Genomic DNA, 14,355 nt, shown 5'->3' with positions numbered 1-14,355 from the left:
CCTCCGATCTTATGTTTGATTTTGACTGTTACCGGTTACATTGCTATTTACTGTTTACTTTTTACTATCTTTGATCAATTTTAAAACATCTTTCATTGCACGTTCGCCGTCCATCATGCCATATGCTTCCGCTGCAATCGTGCCGACTGGTATTCCTTGTGGTTCAAATGTTTGCTTCATCTTGTCACTCAAATGACGAACTTGCGGTCCAAGTAAGATTGCTACTGGTTTTGCTTGTTCGACTTTCTCTTCCGCATGAATTGCTGGAAAAGCACTGATTTCCAAAGGCATTTTGTGTTTTTTCACGACCTCCATCATTTTGTTGACCATGATACTTGTAGACATTCCTGCTTCGCAAAACAAATAGATTTTTTTTGTCGCCATTCTTCTTCCTCCTTAATTTATAAATAATAGCTGAGAGCCAGCTGTATAAACAGATTTGTTAAACTGGTGCTTTGATTCTCTTCTCATATGCTTCCAACCATTCTTTAGTGATCGGCTCAATGATCGTGTTTTGTTCTGGTCCTGGATTTGCTAAGTAAATAGCTGGTTGCTCTTTCTCAGTTGCAAGACTGAATGTAAATTCGACATTTGTCGCAACACCCCACTCACCTTCATTATTCATTGCGATCAGTGAAAAAGCACCCGCTTTTCCATAACGTTCTTTCAGCGTGTCGCTGAACCGATATACTGCTTGGTCACACGCTGCTTGTGGGGAAAGTCCTTCGTCCATCAATCGAACGATTTCATATGACAAACAGCCTTTCATCAAATCTTCCCCAAGACCTGTAGCAGCTGCACCACCGATTTTACTATCGACATAAAAACCTGAACCTGACAACGGAGAATCGCCTACACGTCCTTGTTTTTTCATGAATAGTCCTGAACTAGAGGTTCCTGCAGCCATGCTTCGGGATTTATCTAAGGCAACAACGCCAACTGTGTCATGACCATCATATGGACTTAAATTTGTTTTTGCCATTTCGTCTAATCGTTTTTGCCAGATTTTTTTTGCTCGCTCTGTCAACATATTTTTACGTTCGAAACCTGCCAACATCGCATATTCGGTTGCTCCTTGCCCGACTCGGAAACTATTGAATTTTTCCTCACTTAACCGACGCGCGACTGCAATTGGATTGGCTATATCAACAATCCCTGCGACAGCCCCTATCTTGAATGTATCACCATCCATGAATGCTGCATCCATCTCTACGATCCCACGTTCATTTGGCAGTCCGCCATACCCGACTGATTTATAAAATGGATAATCTTCCACACACTTGATGGCCGTTTCAACAGCATCCCCACAAGTGCTTTGCTCTTCGAGTAATTTTTTTGCTGCGAGAATGCCGTCATGCGCCATGCGCCAAGTTGCTATAATTCCCCACATACCTACTCCTCCTAACTATAGTAACGCTTACAATTATTTTTATTTAGTATATACTAATATGTCTATACTAAAAAGAGGCTTATCCAAAAATCTAATCGATTTATAAGATAAGCCTTCTTTATTTCATTATAAAAATCTTCCACTATAGAAACTATTCTAACAGTGCCTGGATACTTTTTAGATAGATCTCTAAATTCATACGTAGATCTGCTACATCCATATATTCGTTTTTATTATGCGCAATCCCTTTTTGCCCTGGAAATGAAGGACCAAATGCTAACGTATTCGGTATCTTTCTAGCATACGTAGCCCCTGTGGTTGTTACTGGTGTTGGGTCATTACCGGTGACTTCACCATAGATCATCGATAGTTTTTGGATCTCTAGTGAGTCTTTTTCACGACAGAATCCCGGAATACTTCGTTTCACCTCATAAGAAGCACCTTTAGGCAACTGTTGTGCCAATCGACGAAGTACCTCGTCTTCACTAGCAGAAACTGGGTAACGGAATGCGACTTCCAGATCCAAACCCGTCTCGCTCTTTTGTAAAACCACTGGTGTAAGGATGAGTTTACCAGAATCCTTATCTGCCAAGGCAAGATCGATTCCTTCGCCATAGTGTTTGTCGTGAAAGCTTTCAGCGATCCATCTAAAATAACTTTGTAGTTGTTGAGGTATTTCAGTCTCTTTTACTGTACGGGCGAGTAAAGTAATCGCATTCTCACCCATTTCTGGCGCATTGCTTGGTGAACGTTTGCCTGTCACCTGATGAGGGGTGCCATTGATTGTTACACCTAATTGATCTGGGACATGATCTCTGTATTGATCTCCTGAAAATTGACTGATCTGACCAAGCACTTCTGGATCAAGGGGAAGCTGGATCGTTACATTGACGACTCCACGTTCACCATAGACTACAGGATATTTGCAGTCAGGGGTAAATCCAAAAATCGGCGGTTTTTCTGACTTTAAATAGTGTGGGATATCAGACATCCCGCTTTCTTCATCTGTACCAAATATAATTCTGATCGTCTTTTTGGGAACGAAACCACTTTTTTTCAATAAAAACAGCGCATAAAGACAACTAATGATTGGGCCTTTATTGTCTAAAATACCTCGACCATAAAAACGTCCCGCTTTTTCAGTCAAATCAAATGGTGGAAAATTCCAACCTGTTCCTGCAGGCACAACATCAAGGTGGCCAATGACTCCGATATATTCTTCACTGTTTTCACCCCATTGAACATAACCGATGGCATCATCGATTACGTTCGTCTTGAAACCCTTCGCTGCAGCCTCGGACAAAACAAGATCCAATACTCTTCTTGGTTCTGTCCCATATGGTGCGTGATGTGCTGGTTTGCCTTTCACACTTGGGACTTGCATTACCTTTTGAAGCAAAACTAAAAACTCTTGCCAATGTGAATCAATACTTGCAGCTATCTCTTCCATTGTGTCACCCCTTATTCTGTCGTATCAATGTATTTTTGAATGTATATTTATCCGCACGATAAAACGAGCGGTCATATAAAATAGGGCGGGCAGCTGGTGAATACGTCATAGAGTGAACTAGCAGCATGGGTTCTCCAACCTGGACTTTAAGTAGTTTTGATACATCTTTAGTGATTTTTACTGCTTCGACCTCTTGATGTGCATAACCGATATCGATATGTTTTTCGATTACTTGATACAATGAAGCACTTAACTCTTTTTTTGTTGCCTCCCCTATATAGCGTTTCAGTACGTAGAGATTTTCGACTGTCATTGGTTCATCTTCAAAAGACCGTAGTCGAATCAAGTGAACGATTGGCTCAGAAGCATATTCGCCAAATGCCTGTTTTATTTTAAAAGGCAGTTCCTTGGAAATCTCATATTCCAGCACTTCTGTTTTTGTTTGTTTTCCTTGGATACGAGCCGTTTCAGTAAAACTTTGCAGACCACCAGAGCCGCTTTGGATCTTTGGTTGCTTCATGACATATGTGCCTTTTCCTTTTTCTTTTACTAAGATATTCTGACTGATCAATAAGTCAATCGCTTTTCGTATAGTGAGCCGACTACATTGAAATTCATCCGCTAGATCATATTCAGAGGGTAGTTTTTGACTAGATACATAAACACCATCTTCCACGCGTTCTTCAATTTTGCGTACAATCTCCTGAAATATCGGCTGGTTTTTCACAGCGTTCCCTCCTAATTTTCTGTTTCTAATACAATATGGTATCCCTTTCATTTAAAAAAAATTCAACTTTAGAATTACTTTTAAAAGGATACTAACAAAAATAAGTATATACCAATAAGTATATACTTTCACTTAAAATTTCAATTTTAAGAATAATTTATCCAATTGAATGAACGAAAAGAGTCGTTCATTGGCAGCTGCAGAAATAACTATCCCTACTCGGAAATAATTATTTCGGTCAAGAACACTCCAACGAACCGACACTTTTCGTTTTCTTCAATTACTGTAACTTAGTCTTCATGATAAGGAACATAATCTTCATAACTTTCGCTACTATTCAATTCTTCATTTTCTAAAAGCATGTTTGCTCCGCCCATCAATTCAGAACTCATTGGACCATTGAGTAGGCGATCATTCTCTTCGATCAATCGTTGGTAATCTTCTGAACTGATGATAGCGCCTGTTTTGATATTTTTGTATTGTTCAGGTAACGGTTCTTGTCCTAAATCAAAATTTTTATTCTCAAACTCTTCTTCTTTGTAAGTGACGAAATAGCCATGGGACAATTTCTTTTTGACCGTGTAGTCACATTGTGGACAACGGATCGGCATTTCTTTTTTACGATGATGGACAACATTTGTCACTTCATTATAATAAAATTTCGTTTGGCATTGTGGACATTTCAATTTGTCATCAAGCATTTTGATCGTCTCCTTCATTATTTCTTTGTCTACCACTATAGTAGCGCAAAAGGAGAATTTTAGACAAATGAAAACTGTTTTGACGATACAAAGCTAACGGTCTAAGTAATCACTTGTTGCCAATAATTTGCTGGTTATCGCTTTTGAAATCACAAATTCTGGATTCCCCATGTAGCCTGGAGCAATAGCGAACTGGTCGTAAACCAAAACAAGCTCGTGATTTTTATTGATGTAAAAAGGCGTATCCTTCGTTACTAATGGGATTTCTTCTACTCCTTCTTGAAAATCTTTGTTTGTCCAGTAGTATTTCTCTGGATTTTCGTTTACTTGTTCGCTCATTTGTCGTTTGACCTCTTTAGTCAGTGTAGAAATATACTGGTCATCCTTGAACAACAATGACAAAGATAAAACTACACTGTTTTGTTTATCGATCGTGTCATATCTTTTTTCTGTATAACTATCTGCAGCCGTTTTTGTTAGATTTCTTTCAACAACTAAAAAGCGCGTATCATCTAGGACCTTCCGATAATCTCCCGTAACTTGAAAATGACCCTTTTCAATATCCTGATACTCCATTTTTGCTTTTTCAAATTCGACTTTTCCTTCGCGAAAGTATTTTTTGTTCAATCCGCTGATGGTTTCATTTTCTTCACTTTCACTTGTCATTACTTGCGGAACATCGATAGTGATACCCTTCTCAGACAGCTGCTCCCCTAAGAGCAATCTGACAGCTGGACCAATGATCGGGAGGTCTTCAGCAAAACTACGTGCCTGATCGCTAAAAAGCAGACTGCTAGTTGTTACTGCCAATAATGCAATAGTGACTAAAAATCCTTTTATTTGTTTTTTTCTTCTTAACTTCCTAACGAGCAAATGCTCTTCCAAGGAATAACGGGTGAATACCTCATTCTTTATGTTCTCAGGTATTTCTTGTTCTCCATATACTTTCTTTAGTACATCCAGTTCTTTTTGGGCAGAATACATTCTTAACTCTCCTTTACTGTAAAATTTTTCTTAGCAGATTCAACGAACGATACATCTTGGTTTTGACTGTATTTTCGTTCAGCTCTAATATCTCAGCGATTTCTTTCAAGCGAAACCCTTCAAAAAAGTGAAGAATCAAAATTTCTTTTTCCGGACTGTCGATACCTTCTAATACTTCGTAGAGCTCTTTTGTAGAAATTTCAGAAGAATCTACCCCGACTGAGCGCGCTTCTTCAAAAGGTTCAAAGCGGTAGCGTTTTTGTTTTCGCCAAGCATCAATTGCTGTTCGGATAAGTATTCGATAGAACCATGCGGCAAAATGTTCGATGTCTTCTCCTTTCTCAAAATAAGTTAATGCTTTGTGAAAGCTATCTTGCATGACATCTAATGCTTCTTCTTTATTATGAACATAAGTCATTGTGATCCGATACATCTTTTCATATTCCGTTTGGATCAATCCATTTAATAAACGTTTAGATTTTTCAATCTGTTTCTTTTTCCTATAACTAGTAAAAATCGAACTCAGCCCCTTTCCGTCTCACCTACTATGACTATGACGTTTTGAATCACCAAAAAGTTTCAAAATGATTTATTTTTTATGTACATACTAATTTAAAGATAGAAAAAAGGATGTGGGACAAATCTAAAAATCAGGTTTGCTACAGACTCTCGAATAAACGGCGTCCAAAAGTCAGTTTTTTCGGAAATTTCGAAAAAAAAAAGAACGTGGTACAAAAGTAAGAAACACTTTTGTCTCATTCTTTAAAAACGGATAGACGATGGGAGCAAAAGCAACTCCTTCTTAAATAAGCCGAAATCCACAAAAATTTGAAAAGCAATTTTCGTTAATTTCTTCTTATTTCTCGGAGTTAAACACTTCTGTCCCAGCCTCTTTTTTCTCCAATTTCTCAAACCTAAACGACTTTTGTCTCGACCTCTTCTAAATACGAACAAAAGGCGGGAGCAGAAGTAATTTCTGCTGTCCCGCCCTCTTTGAAAGACATTTACTCTTCAGTAAATTCTTCGTCTTCGTAGTCTTCATCGTCATCTTCTATAATGCTTAGATCCTCTTCGATGTTTCCTGGCAATTCTTCTTCATCATCACTTGTATCGTCTGCACCTATTTCTTGTAGGTCAGAGTTATAAGCAGCGATTTCTTCATCATCGTCATCATCATCTTCAAAAAGATCATCATCGTCTTCGTCAGACAAATCAGTATCTTCTGGGTCGTCATCATTATAATCGATTGCATCTTCATCGTCATTGATAAAGGCATTTACTTTTTTACGTTTGCGTCGACGAGGTGTATCTTCATCTTCTTCGTCGATTCCATGGTTGACTTCTTCATCGATTGAATCGATTGCATACCATGAACGCAAGCCCCAGCGATTGTCGCCTAATGAAATAAAGCTACCATCAATATTTAAGTCAGTATAAAATTGTGCGAGTGAATCACGAATTTCACTATCTGATTTTCCAAGATAGTTTTGGATTTGGTTTGCTAAATCGGAAAAATCCATCACATCGCCACGTTGTTCTAAGATCGCGTGTGCTACTTCGATCATCGATAATTCGTTTTTGTTTGCACCTTCAAATACACTAATTTCCAATCAGGACACGTCCTTTCACAGTCTACTCCTTATCATACAAAATCAAACGCAAAAAATCAAACGTTTCTTTACGATTTAAGCAGTAAAGTCCAAAGTTAAATAATATTCGCCTAATTTTTCAGGCCCCATAAATAAATCATAATCAATGAGGACTTTTCCCGCTGTTGGTCGATCCTTCAAACTTACATGTAATTCTTTTGTAAATGTTTCAACTTGGATCATTCCGTAAGGTGTTTTATAATTCGTTTCTAGGCGCTCACGGTAGCCGAATTTCAAGCGCATCCGCATCTCACCTGCGCGAATCAATTGGACATGACCATCTGGCATCAGCTTGATCGTCACTGGCACTTCCTTATCTGTTCCCTCTTGGACTTCTTGATAACGTATGTATAGAGTGTCACCGATTTTGACCATTTGTCCTTTTAAATCAAAGAAAAAATCTTGTTGTTCACCTTGTTGTTGAACTTTCGTGCGTAATTTAATTGAAATAGGTGTACCATTTGATCGTTCCATTTTTTCATTCTCCTTTGCTTCTCATAGCTACATTGTTCCCAGTTTTCCCATATTTGTCAACCAACTTGTATGAAAATCTAAGAAGATTTTTTTCACAACATCTTTTATCATTTAGAGTATAATAATGAAGAAACAGGCTTTCAACACTCTGTTTTTTCAATCAACCAATTACAAAAGGAGTGAATGGCATGTATCCAACAACCATTTTGGATCAAAAAACTTATCATACAAATGATTTTACCCCTTTTGCCCTGACGGATATATTAACCGAGTATTCCAAAAAAAACAATACGGTCTTTTTGCATTTTTGGCAATACGATCACACGGTGATTCTAGGAATGAAAGACACACGGACACCTTATTTGAAAGAGGGAATAAAGGAATTAAGAGGCTTAGGATTCGTCCCAGTGGTAAGAAATTCTGGTGGATTGGGGATTATTTCAGATAGTGGGATCTTGAACATCTCATTGATCTTCCCTCAAGACGAAGACGCCAAGATCTCGATCGATGATGCGTACAAAAAAATGCTGACACTGACTAAAGTAGCGTTTCCTGAGGCTGACATCCAGGCCTTTGAAGTCAACCATTCCTATTGTCCTGGTACTTATGATCTGAGTATCCGTGGCAAAAAATTTGCCGGGATCTCTCAACGGAGAATAAAAAATGGCATCTCTGTTATGATGTATTTAAGTGTCAATGGCGATCAGCAAGCAAGAGGATCAGCCATGAAAAAATTCTATCAAGCATCTTTACAAGATGCCTTTGGAACCAATGGCTATCCTGCAGTCATTCCTGAAAGCATGGAGACTTTAGAAACACTGCTTGCTGATTCCTTTACTGTTGAGGAAGTAAAGCAACGCTTCATTCATGCTTTCGATCAATTATACTTACTTGATCAGCAACTTGACTCCAATCAATGGAAAAAGGACCATGTCCTTACAGATGAATGGACAGCACAGATCGATCGTATGCAGGAACGAAATAAGATAAAGGAGCTTGCCCATGACTATACCCTATAAATATCAGATGCTACCGATGGAAAAAGTTTTTCGTGATCCTGTTCATAACTACATCCATGTACAGCATCAAGTAATTTTAGATTTGATAAATTCTAAAGAAGTCCAACGCCTTCGTCGGATCAAGCAGCTAGGAACAGCTTCCTTTACCTTTCATGGAGCTGAACATAGCCGCTTTACACATTCTTTAGGCGTATACGAAATATCGCGACGGATCTGCGATATTTTTTCCCGTAACTTTCCTCAAGAAAAAATAGGCCGTGATGGCTGGGATGATCAAGAACGTTTAGTCACGTTATGCGCAGCGCTACTTCACGATATCGGTCATGGACCTTATTCACATACATTCGAACATATCTTTCATACGGATCACGAAGCAATCACTGTCGAAATCATTACTTCACCTGAAACAGAAGTTTACCAAATTCTTAACCGAGTAGAGGCTGGTTTCCCAGAAAAAGTCGCGAGCGTAATCCAAAAAACGTATCCTAATCCTCAAGTCGTCCAAATGATTTCTAGCCAAATCGATGCAGATCGCATGGACTACTTGTTAAGAGATGCCTACTTCACTGGTACAGAATACGGAACATTCGATCTCACTCGAATTTTGCGTGTGATCCGTCCGTATGAGGGTGGCATCGCCTTTTCAATGAGTGGGATGCATGCAGTGGAAGATTATATCGTTAGTCGTTACCAGATGTATGTCCAAGTTTACTTCCATCCAGTTTCCCGTGGAATGGAAGTCATTTTGGAACATCTCTTGCACCGTGCCCATGAACTTTATCGTGAAGATCCTAGCAGTTTTGAGTTGCACTCACAGCTTTTATTGCCTTTTCTTGATGAAAAATTTACATTGAATGACTATTTAAAATTAGATGACGGTGTCTTAGGAACTTACTTCACTCAATGGACAGAATCAGATGATCCCATTTTGAATGATCTAGCCAAACGCTTTTTAAATCGAAAACCATTAAAATCAGCTGCCTTTTCTGGTGATCGCTCGTCACACTTGATCAAAGAATTGACTACACTTGTTGAAAGAGTCGGTTATAATCCTATTTACTATACTGCAGTGAATTCAAGTTACGATCTGCCTTACGACTTTTATCGTCCTGAGGAAAATCGCCACCGCACGCAAATCGAGATTTTGAGAAATGACAGAACTTTGGTAGAATTATCAGAGGTGAGCCAGCTGGTGGCTGCTCTTGCTGGACAAGAGCAAGGAGATGAGCGTTTCTTTTTCCCTAAAGAAATGGTCGATCCATCTTTACGAAACCACTATGATCTATTTGATGAAACGTATCAAGAATTCGCCCATCATATACGTAATGGTTCATTGATCGAGGAAATAAATTAAATACTGGAGGAAATTATGTCTATCAAGTTAGTCGCCATCGACATCGATGGTACCCTATTAAATGAAAAAAGAGAAATCACGTCAGAAGTCAAAGAAGCAATTGCAAAAGCTGTAGCCCAAGGAGTGGCCATCGTATTATGTACAGGTCGTCCATTACCCGGTGTCAAAGAGCAATTGGATGAATTGGATTTATTCCAAGAAAATGATTATGTCATCACTTATAATGGTGCATTAGTTCAACAAACAAAATCTGGCAAGATCATTGCCCGTCATGGATTGACCCATGAAGATTTCCTAGAGATCGAAGTAATGGCACGTCGCGTCGGTAGCCATCTACACTCGATCGATGACAAAGCAATCTACACACCCAACCGTGACATCAGTGCTTACACGATCCATGAAGCAAGCTTAGTCAAGATGCCATTGAAATACCGCACACCCGAAGAAATGACACCGGATATGAATCTAGTGAAGATGATGATGATCGATGAACCAGCAGTCTTAGATGCTGCTATCGCTCGTTTGCCGCAAGCTTTCCGTGAAAAATATACGACAGTGAAAAGTGCTCCTTATTACTTTGAAGTGTTGAATAAAGAAGCAAGCAAAGGAGCAGCTGTAGCAAATCTTGCCCAACATTTGGGTATCGCACAAGACGAGATTATGGCGATCGGTGATAACGAAAACGACCTCTCAATGATCGAATATGCTGGATTAGGTGTCGCTATGGGAAATGCTATCTCACTAGTGAAAGAAGCAGCAAATGTCATCACGACAACAAACGATGAACATGGTGTAGCAGAAGCAATCAAAAAATATGTATTATAGTTTTAACTAAAAACTATCCTTACTATTGCAGGTCAGGTAAAAAGAAACACAAACCTTTTTAAGTGAGGCTGAGACAAAAGTAAGAAACACTTTTATCTCATTCTTTAAAAACGAATAAAGGGTGGGAGCAGAAGCAACTCCTTCTTAAATCAGCCGAAATTCACAAAAATTTGAAAAGCAATTTTCGTTAATTTCTTCTTATTTCTCGGAGTTAAACACTTCTGTCCCAGCCTCTTCTTTACTCAGGTTTGTGTTTCTTGTTTATTTCTTTTTTGTTAGCCATTGCTCAACAGCCCATTTATGACTCCCACGTTTCAATTTTTGGATAGCATCAACGGGACTTACCCACCAGATCTGATTCGTTTTTTCAGTCGGTTCCCCCACTTGTTGCCACTTGCTTGCAACATAAAAATAACCGGGATTATAGTAGTGTGTTTTACGATAATTAGAATAAAAATATTCATCTGCTTCACCTAGATAGATTTCGATCTCCGCCGCGATCCCCATCTCTTCGATCAACTCACGACGAAGTGCTTCTTTCTTTGTTTCTTGCCCTTCAATCTCTCCACCAGGTAAAAAAAAGGCTCCATTTGGTGCTTCAATCAGTGCAATTTCGTTATTTTTTTCGACGATTATATAGGCAGCATATCGATTCAAATACTCTGCTGATTGTTCTTTCTCACCAAATACTGGTTTATCCATGTTTGTCCACCTTAAACTTATTTTCTTTCATTTTACATGATAATTTTCTCATAAACAAGCGCAAATCTATTATTTTTTTATTCTTTTTTTGATATGATTGAAAAAAAGAAAGGATGGATTTTATTTATGAAAATGGCTCATACTTGTGTACGAGTAAAAGATCTTGACGCTTCCCTAGAATTTTATCAAAAGGCATTTGGCTTTGAAGAAAGCCGTCGTCGCGACTTTCCAGAAAGTAAATTTACACTTGTTTATTTAACTTTACCTGGAGATGACTACGAATTAGAGCTTACTTATAATTATGACCATGAAGCGTACGATTTAGGAAATGGCTATGGACACATTGCGATTGCCTCAGATGATTTAGAAGCACTTCATGAAAAACATCAAGCAGAAGGATTCAATGTGACTGACTTAAAAGGTCTGCCTGGAACAGCCCCTTCTTATTACTTTATTGTAGATCCAGACGGCTACAAAATCGAAATCATCCGTGGCTAGATCACTACCTAGATACTAAAAAAAGTGGTCGAGACAAATCTGAAAATCAGGTTTGCTACAGACTCTCGAATAAATGGCGTCCAAAAGTCAGGTTTTTCGGAAATTAAAAAAAAACGAGCAATACAAAAAGCGTATTGTTCGTTTTTTTATCCAATTTCTCAAACCTAAACAGCTTTTGTCTCGACCTCTTTAAATATGAAACGATGAAAAAGAAGCAGCCTCTTCGGTAATCAATCCTATATTCACAAAAAGTTGAAACGCAATTTCTGTGACCCTTTTATTTTTTTGAAGTGAAACCCTTCTTTTCCAACCTCTAGCCAATCATGACACTTTCTTCAGGGAGCTTGTAGTTTGGTTCTGCTTTATTTGCTTTGACTAATAAAGAAAAAATGACAGTCATGACCCCAACACGTCCGATATACATCAATGAAATGATGACCAGTTTGCCAACAACTGATAAGTCTGGTGTCAGACCCATTGTGAGCCCTACCGTACCGAAAGCTGAAAATACTTCAAAAGCAATGTACTCGATTCCCGAAGTACTTGGAATAGTTTCTGTGACAGACAAGATCATGATAGCCACTACACATAACGTCAGAGTAATAAAGAAGAGTGTCAAAGCTCGTAGAACAGCCGCTTGGCGAATTGTTCGACCAAATGCTTCCGCACGAGTTTTCCCTTTGAACATCGCCCGCATCTGAATGAACAATATCCCTAACGTCGTTGTTTTCAAGCCGCCAGCTGTTGACCCAGAAGTTCCTCCGATATACATCAAAAACATTGTTACGATCAATCCTGCATGGCTCATCCTCAAGTAATCAATGGAATAATACCCTGCAGTTCTTGGTGTCACACTCATGAAAAAGGTGTTCGCTAACTTTTCCCAAAATGTTCCATCTACTAGTTTCAGTCCATTTCTTTCCGTAAAGAAAAACAGAATAAATCCACCGATCAATAGGCTGGCTGTCACTGTCAACGCAATTTTGGAATGTAGCGTGATTCTTTTTACTTTGTGATAGCTTAACAAATCTCGCCAAACAATGAACCCTAACCCACCTGCAATGATCAATACTGAGATCACCATGATCAAATAAGCATTTGTCTGATAGTCATGCAAACTATCTCCCAGTAAATCAAACCCTGCATTACAAAAACTGGATACTGCATGAAAAATACTAAACCAGATACCTTTACCCCAGCCAAATTTAGGCACAAATGCGAAACTCAATGCTAAGGCACCCAATAACTGGATTACTACTGCAAATTTCAGGATATAAAGCATAAGACTCATGACACCAGAAATCTCTTCAAGGTTCAATGCTTCCTTTAAAACGATCCGCATACTGAAGCTGACTTTTTTCTTCGCTAATGCGAAAAAGAGAATAGGGATCATCATAAAACCCAATCCACCTATTTCAATCAGCATCATGATCAAAAACTGGCCGGCACTGTTCCAATGCTCTGCTGTATTTAGTGTGGTCAATCCTGTGACGCAGATTGCCGAAGTAGCCGTAAACAACGCATCCAAAAAATTGGTTTGTTGCCCGTTTTGACTAAACATTGGCAAGGAGAGCAAGCCTCCTCCAATGAGTATCAAGACAAAAAATCCTGCCGCAATCAATTGTACAGGCGATATTTTTTTGTTCCTTTTCTTTTTCATGACAGACATTCCTTTTTTTGTTTTCATTTACAAAAGTGAGCGCGTGGAACAAAATTAAGAAACACTTTTGTCTCATTCTTTAAAAACGAATAAAGGGTGGGAGCAGAAGCAACTCCTTCTTAAATAAGCCGAAATTCACAAAAATTTGAAAAGCAATTTTCGTGAATTTCTTCTTATTTCTCGGAGTTAAACACTTCTGCCCCAGCCTCTTTCTCGATTCTCTCAAGTTTTTGCAGCAACTTTTTCGTTTCGTCTAAAGAATCATTCACTCGGACGGTCGCTTTTTGGCTGCTGCTTGTTGCCCATATTTTTGACTTTGATCAAACGAGTCACTTCCGCACGTTCATTTTCTTCCAGTTTCATTTTAATATAATAAATCGTTTCTTCCAACTGTGGGATCGTCATATACTCTAAAGCATTGACCCGTCTTCTTGTCTTCTCGATTTCTTCTGCCATCAACTGACACGATTTTTCGATTTCTGACAACTCTAGAAGTTTCGGCAACAAATGAGTGAAACGGTCGATCGAACGATCCAATTCAGCATTGGAATTCAGAAAACCATATTCTAATGGCGCATCACTTAGTTGCTCATCATACTGAAAATTCATGATCGGTACTTTGACACTCATGATATTTTTCTCTACGACAGAAAGTTCCACGTTTTCAGTAGGCAAAGCGAGCAACTCCTCGATGAACGAGTCATTGATCGTTGATTTCGCCAAAACGAAGTCACTCATCGCCTGTCCCATTGTCTTTTCTACTGTCTGTCGCAAGTCATTATTTTTACGAATCAATAGAATGAATTGTCGCATCAATTCATCCTGTTTGTCTTTTAAAAGTTTATGCCCTCTGGTTGCGGTCGTCAATTGTTTTTTTAATCGAGTTAATTCCATTCTAGTTGGATTGACGTTTAATCGCATC

The 14,355-nt window shown here is 38.7% G+C and carries 16 protein-coding genes; 4 read left to right on the top strand and 12 right to left on the bottom strand.

The window, feature by feature from the left end:
- Nucleotides 1–54 precede the first annotated feature (54 nt).
- The 9 genes from DVW83_RS00665 to DVW83_RS00625 all read right to left on the bottom strand — a co-directional run bounded on the left by DVW83_RS00665 (nt 55) and on the right by DVW83_RS00625 (nt 7,375).
- Nucleotides 55–384, bottom strand: a complete 330-nt coding sequence (locus DVW83_RS00665) for a PTS sugar transporter subunit IIB (protein WP_104661682.1) — start codon at nt 382–384, stop codon at nt 55–57.
- 58 nt (nt 385–442) lie between these two features.
- A complete protein-coding gene (locus tag DVW83_RS00660) occupies nt 443–1,390 on the bottom strand; it encodes a N(4)-(beta-N-acetylglucosaminyl)-L-asparaginase (protein WP_104661683.1) in 948 nt (315 codons plus the stop codon).
- A gap of 151 nt (nt 1,391–1,541) precedes the next feature.
- Nucleotides 1,542–2,840 (bottom strand): Sapep family Mn(2+)-dependent dipeptidase, encoded by a 1,299-nt coding sequence (locus DVW83_RS00655; RefSeq protein WP_104661684.1) that lies wholly within the window; start codon nt 2,838–2,840, stop codon nt 1,542–1,544.
- Nucleotides 2,841–2,844: 4 nt separating this feature from the next.
- A complete protein-coding gene (locus DVW83_RS00650; protein ID WP_137238902.1) occupies nt 2,845–3,567 on the bottom strand; it encodes a GntR family transcriptional regulator, LSA1692 subfamily in 723 nt (240 codons plus the stop codon).
- A gap of 290 nt (nt 3,568–3,857) precedes the next feature.
- A complete protein-coding gene (locus tag DVW83_RS00645; RefSeq protein ID WP_104661686.1) occupies nt 3,858–4,268 on the bottom strand; it encodes a hypothetical protein in 411 nt (136 codons plus the stop codon).
- 93 nt (nt 4,269–4,361) lie between these two features.
- Nucleotides 4,362–5,252, bottom strand: coding sequence for an RsiV family protein (locus DVW83_RS00640; protein WP_104661687.1), 891 nt, complete (start codon nt 5,250–5,252; stop codon nt 4,362–4,364).
- Nucleotides 5,253–5,265: 13 nt separating this feature from the next.
- A complete protein-coding gene (locus DVW83_RS00635) occupies nt 5,266–5,685 on the bottom strand; it encodes an RNA polymerase sigma factor (protein WP_238699318.1) in 420 nt (139 codons plus the stop codon).
- A 571-nt stretch (nt 5,686–6,256) separates the two neighbouring features.
- Nucleotides 6,257–6,862, bottom strand: coding sequence for a DNA-directed RNA polymerase subunit delta (gene rpoE / locus DVW83_RS00630; RefSeq protein ID WP_016177384.1), 606 nt, complete (start codon nt 6,860–6,862; stop codon nt 6,257–6,259).
- Between the two features lie 75 nt (nt 6,863–6,937).
- On the bottom strand, nt 6,938–7,375 hold the full coding sequence (locus DVW83_RS00625) for a DUF1934 domain-containing protein (protein ID WP_104661404.1): 438 nt from the start codon (nt 7,373–7,375) through the stop codon (nt 6,938–6,940).
- Between the two features lie 188 nt (nt 7,376–7,563).
- Between DVW83_RS00625 and DVW83_RS00620 the strand changes: the two genes are divergently transcribed.
- The 3 genes from DVW83_RS00620 to yidA are packed head-to-tail and all read left to right on the top strand — an operon-like array spanning nt 7,564 to nt 10,573.
- Entirely contained in the window at nt 7,564–8,394 is an 831-nt protein-coding gene (locus DVW83_RS00620; RefSeq protein ID WP_104661403.1) for a lipoate--protein ligase family protein, read from the top strand.
- Nucleotides 8,378–9,748: an HD domain-containing protein gene (locus tag DVW83_RS00615; protein WP_104661402.1), complete on the top strand. Its 1,371-nt coding sequence runs from the start codon at nt 8,378–8,380 to the stop codon at nt 9,746–9,748. Before DVW83_RS00620 ends, DVW83_RS00615 begins: the two co-directional genes overlap by 17 nt.
- Before the next feature lie 15 nt (nt 9,749–9,763).
- A complete protein-coding gene (gene yidA, locus DVW83_RS00610; protein ID WP_104661401.1) occupies nt 9,764–10,573 on the top strand; it encodes a sugar-phosphatase in 810 nt (269 codons plus the stop codon).
- A 261-nt stretch (nt 10,574–10,834) separates the two neighbouring features.
- Here yidA and DVW83_RS00605 read toward each other — a convergent pair whose 3' ends face one another.
- The gene (locus DVW83_RS00605) at nt 10,835–11,275 is read right to left on the bottom strand and encodes an NUDIX hydrolase (protein ID WP_104661996.1); all 441 of its coding nucleotides are present in this window, start codon (nt 11,273–11,275) and stop codon (nt 10,835–10,837) included.
- A gap of 126 nt (nt 11,276–11,401) precedes the next feature.
- Here DVW83_RS00605 and gloA point away from each other — a divergent pair, with 126 nt between their 5' ends.
- Nucleotides 11,402–11,773 carry a lactoylglutathione lyase gene (gloA, locus tag DVW83_RS00600; protein ID WP_005878391.1) on the top strand — a complete coding sequence of 124 codons (372 nt, stop codon included), beginning with the start codon at nt 11,402–11,404 and terminating at the stop codon, nt 11,771–11,773.
- Nucleotides 11,774–12,086: 313 nt separating this feature from the next.
- Here the strand turns inward: gloA and DVW83_RS00595 are convergent, their stop codons facing one another.
- A complete protein-coding gene (locus DVW83_RS00595; protein WP_104661995.1) occupies nt 12,087–13,433 on the bottom strand; it encodes a TrkH family potassium uptake protein in 1,347 nt (448 codons plus the stop codon).
- A gap of 261 nt (nt 13,434–13,694) precedes the next feature.
- On the bottom strand, nt 13,695–14,354 hold the full coding sequence (locus DVW83_RS00590; protein WP_104660539.1) for a V-type ATP synthase subunit D: 660 nt from the start codon (nt 14,352–14,354) through the stop codon (nt 13,695–13,697).
- Nucleotide 14,355: the final 1 nt, after the last annotated feature.

Source organism: Enterococcus sp. VV15, assembly GCF_005236045.1.
Classification (GTDB): domain Bacteria; phylum Bacillota; class Bacilli; order Lactobacillales; family Enterococcaceae; genus Enterococcus_B; species Enterococcus_B durans.
Note: the sequence above shows the minus strand (reverse complement) of the source record. Positions and strands in the feature narration are given on the sequence as shown.

Bases quoted from the DNA above. Each gene is read 5' to 3' on its own strand.
- DVW83_RS00625 (WP_104661404.1), bottom strand. From the start codon at position 7,375: ATGGAACGATCAAATGGTACACCTATTTCAATTAAATTACGCACGAAA.
- DVW83_RS00665 (WP_104661682.1), bottom strand. From the start codon at position 384: ATGGCGACAAAAAAAATCTATTTGTTTTGCGAAGCAGGAATGTCTACA.
- DVW83_RS00595 (WP_104661995.1), bottom strand. From the start codon at position 13,433: ATGAAAAAGAAAAGGAACAAAAAAATATCGCCTGTACAATTGATTGCG.
- DVW83_RS00605 (WP_104661996.1), bottom strand. From the start codon at position 11,275: ATGGATAAACCAGTATTTGGTGAGAAAGAACAATCAGCAGAGTATTTG.
- yidA (WP_104661401.1), top strand. From the start codon at position 9,764: ATGTCTATCAAGTTAGTCGCCATCGACATCGATGGTACCCTATTAAAT.
- DVW83_RS00655 (WP_104661684.1), bottom strand. From the start codon at position 2,840: ATGGAAGAGATAGCTGCAAGTATTGATTCACATTGGCAAGAGTTTTTA.
- DVW83_RS00645 (WP_104661686.1), bottom strand. From the start codon at position 4,268: ATGCTTGATGACAAATTGAAATGTCCACAATGCCAAACGAAATTTTAT.
- DVW83_RS00640 (WP_104661687.1), bottom strand. From the start codon at position 5,252: ATGTATTCTGCCCAAAAAGAACTGGATGTACTAAAGAAAGTATATGGA.
- DVW83_RS00660 (WP_104661683.1), bottom strand. From the start codon at position 1,390: ATGTGGGGAATTATAGCAACTTGGCGCATGGCGCATGACGGCATTCTC.
- DVW83_RS00635 (WP_238699318.1), bottom strand. From the start codon at position 5,685: ATGTATCGGATCACAATGACTTATGTTCATAATAAAGAAGAAGCATTA.
- gloA (WP_005878391.1), top strand. From the start codon at position 11,402: ATGAAAATGGCTCATACTTGTGTACGAGTAAAAGATCTTGACGCTTCC.
- DVW83_RS00590 (WP_104660539.1), bottom strand. From the start codon at position 14,354: ATGCGATTAAACGTCAATCCAACTAGAATGGAATTAACTCGATTAAAA.
- DVW83_RS00620 (WP_104661403.1), top strand. From the start codon at position 7,564: ATGTATCCAACAACCATTTTGGATCAAAAAACTTATCATACAAATGAT.
- DVW83_RS00615 (WP_104661402.1), top strand. From the start codon at position 8,378: ATGACTATACCCTATAAATATCAGATGCTACCGATGGAAAAAGTTTTT.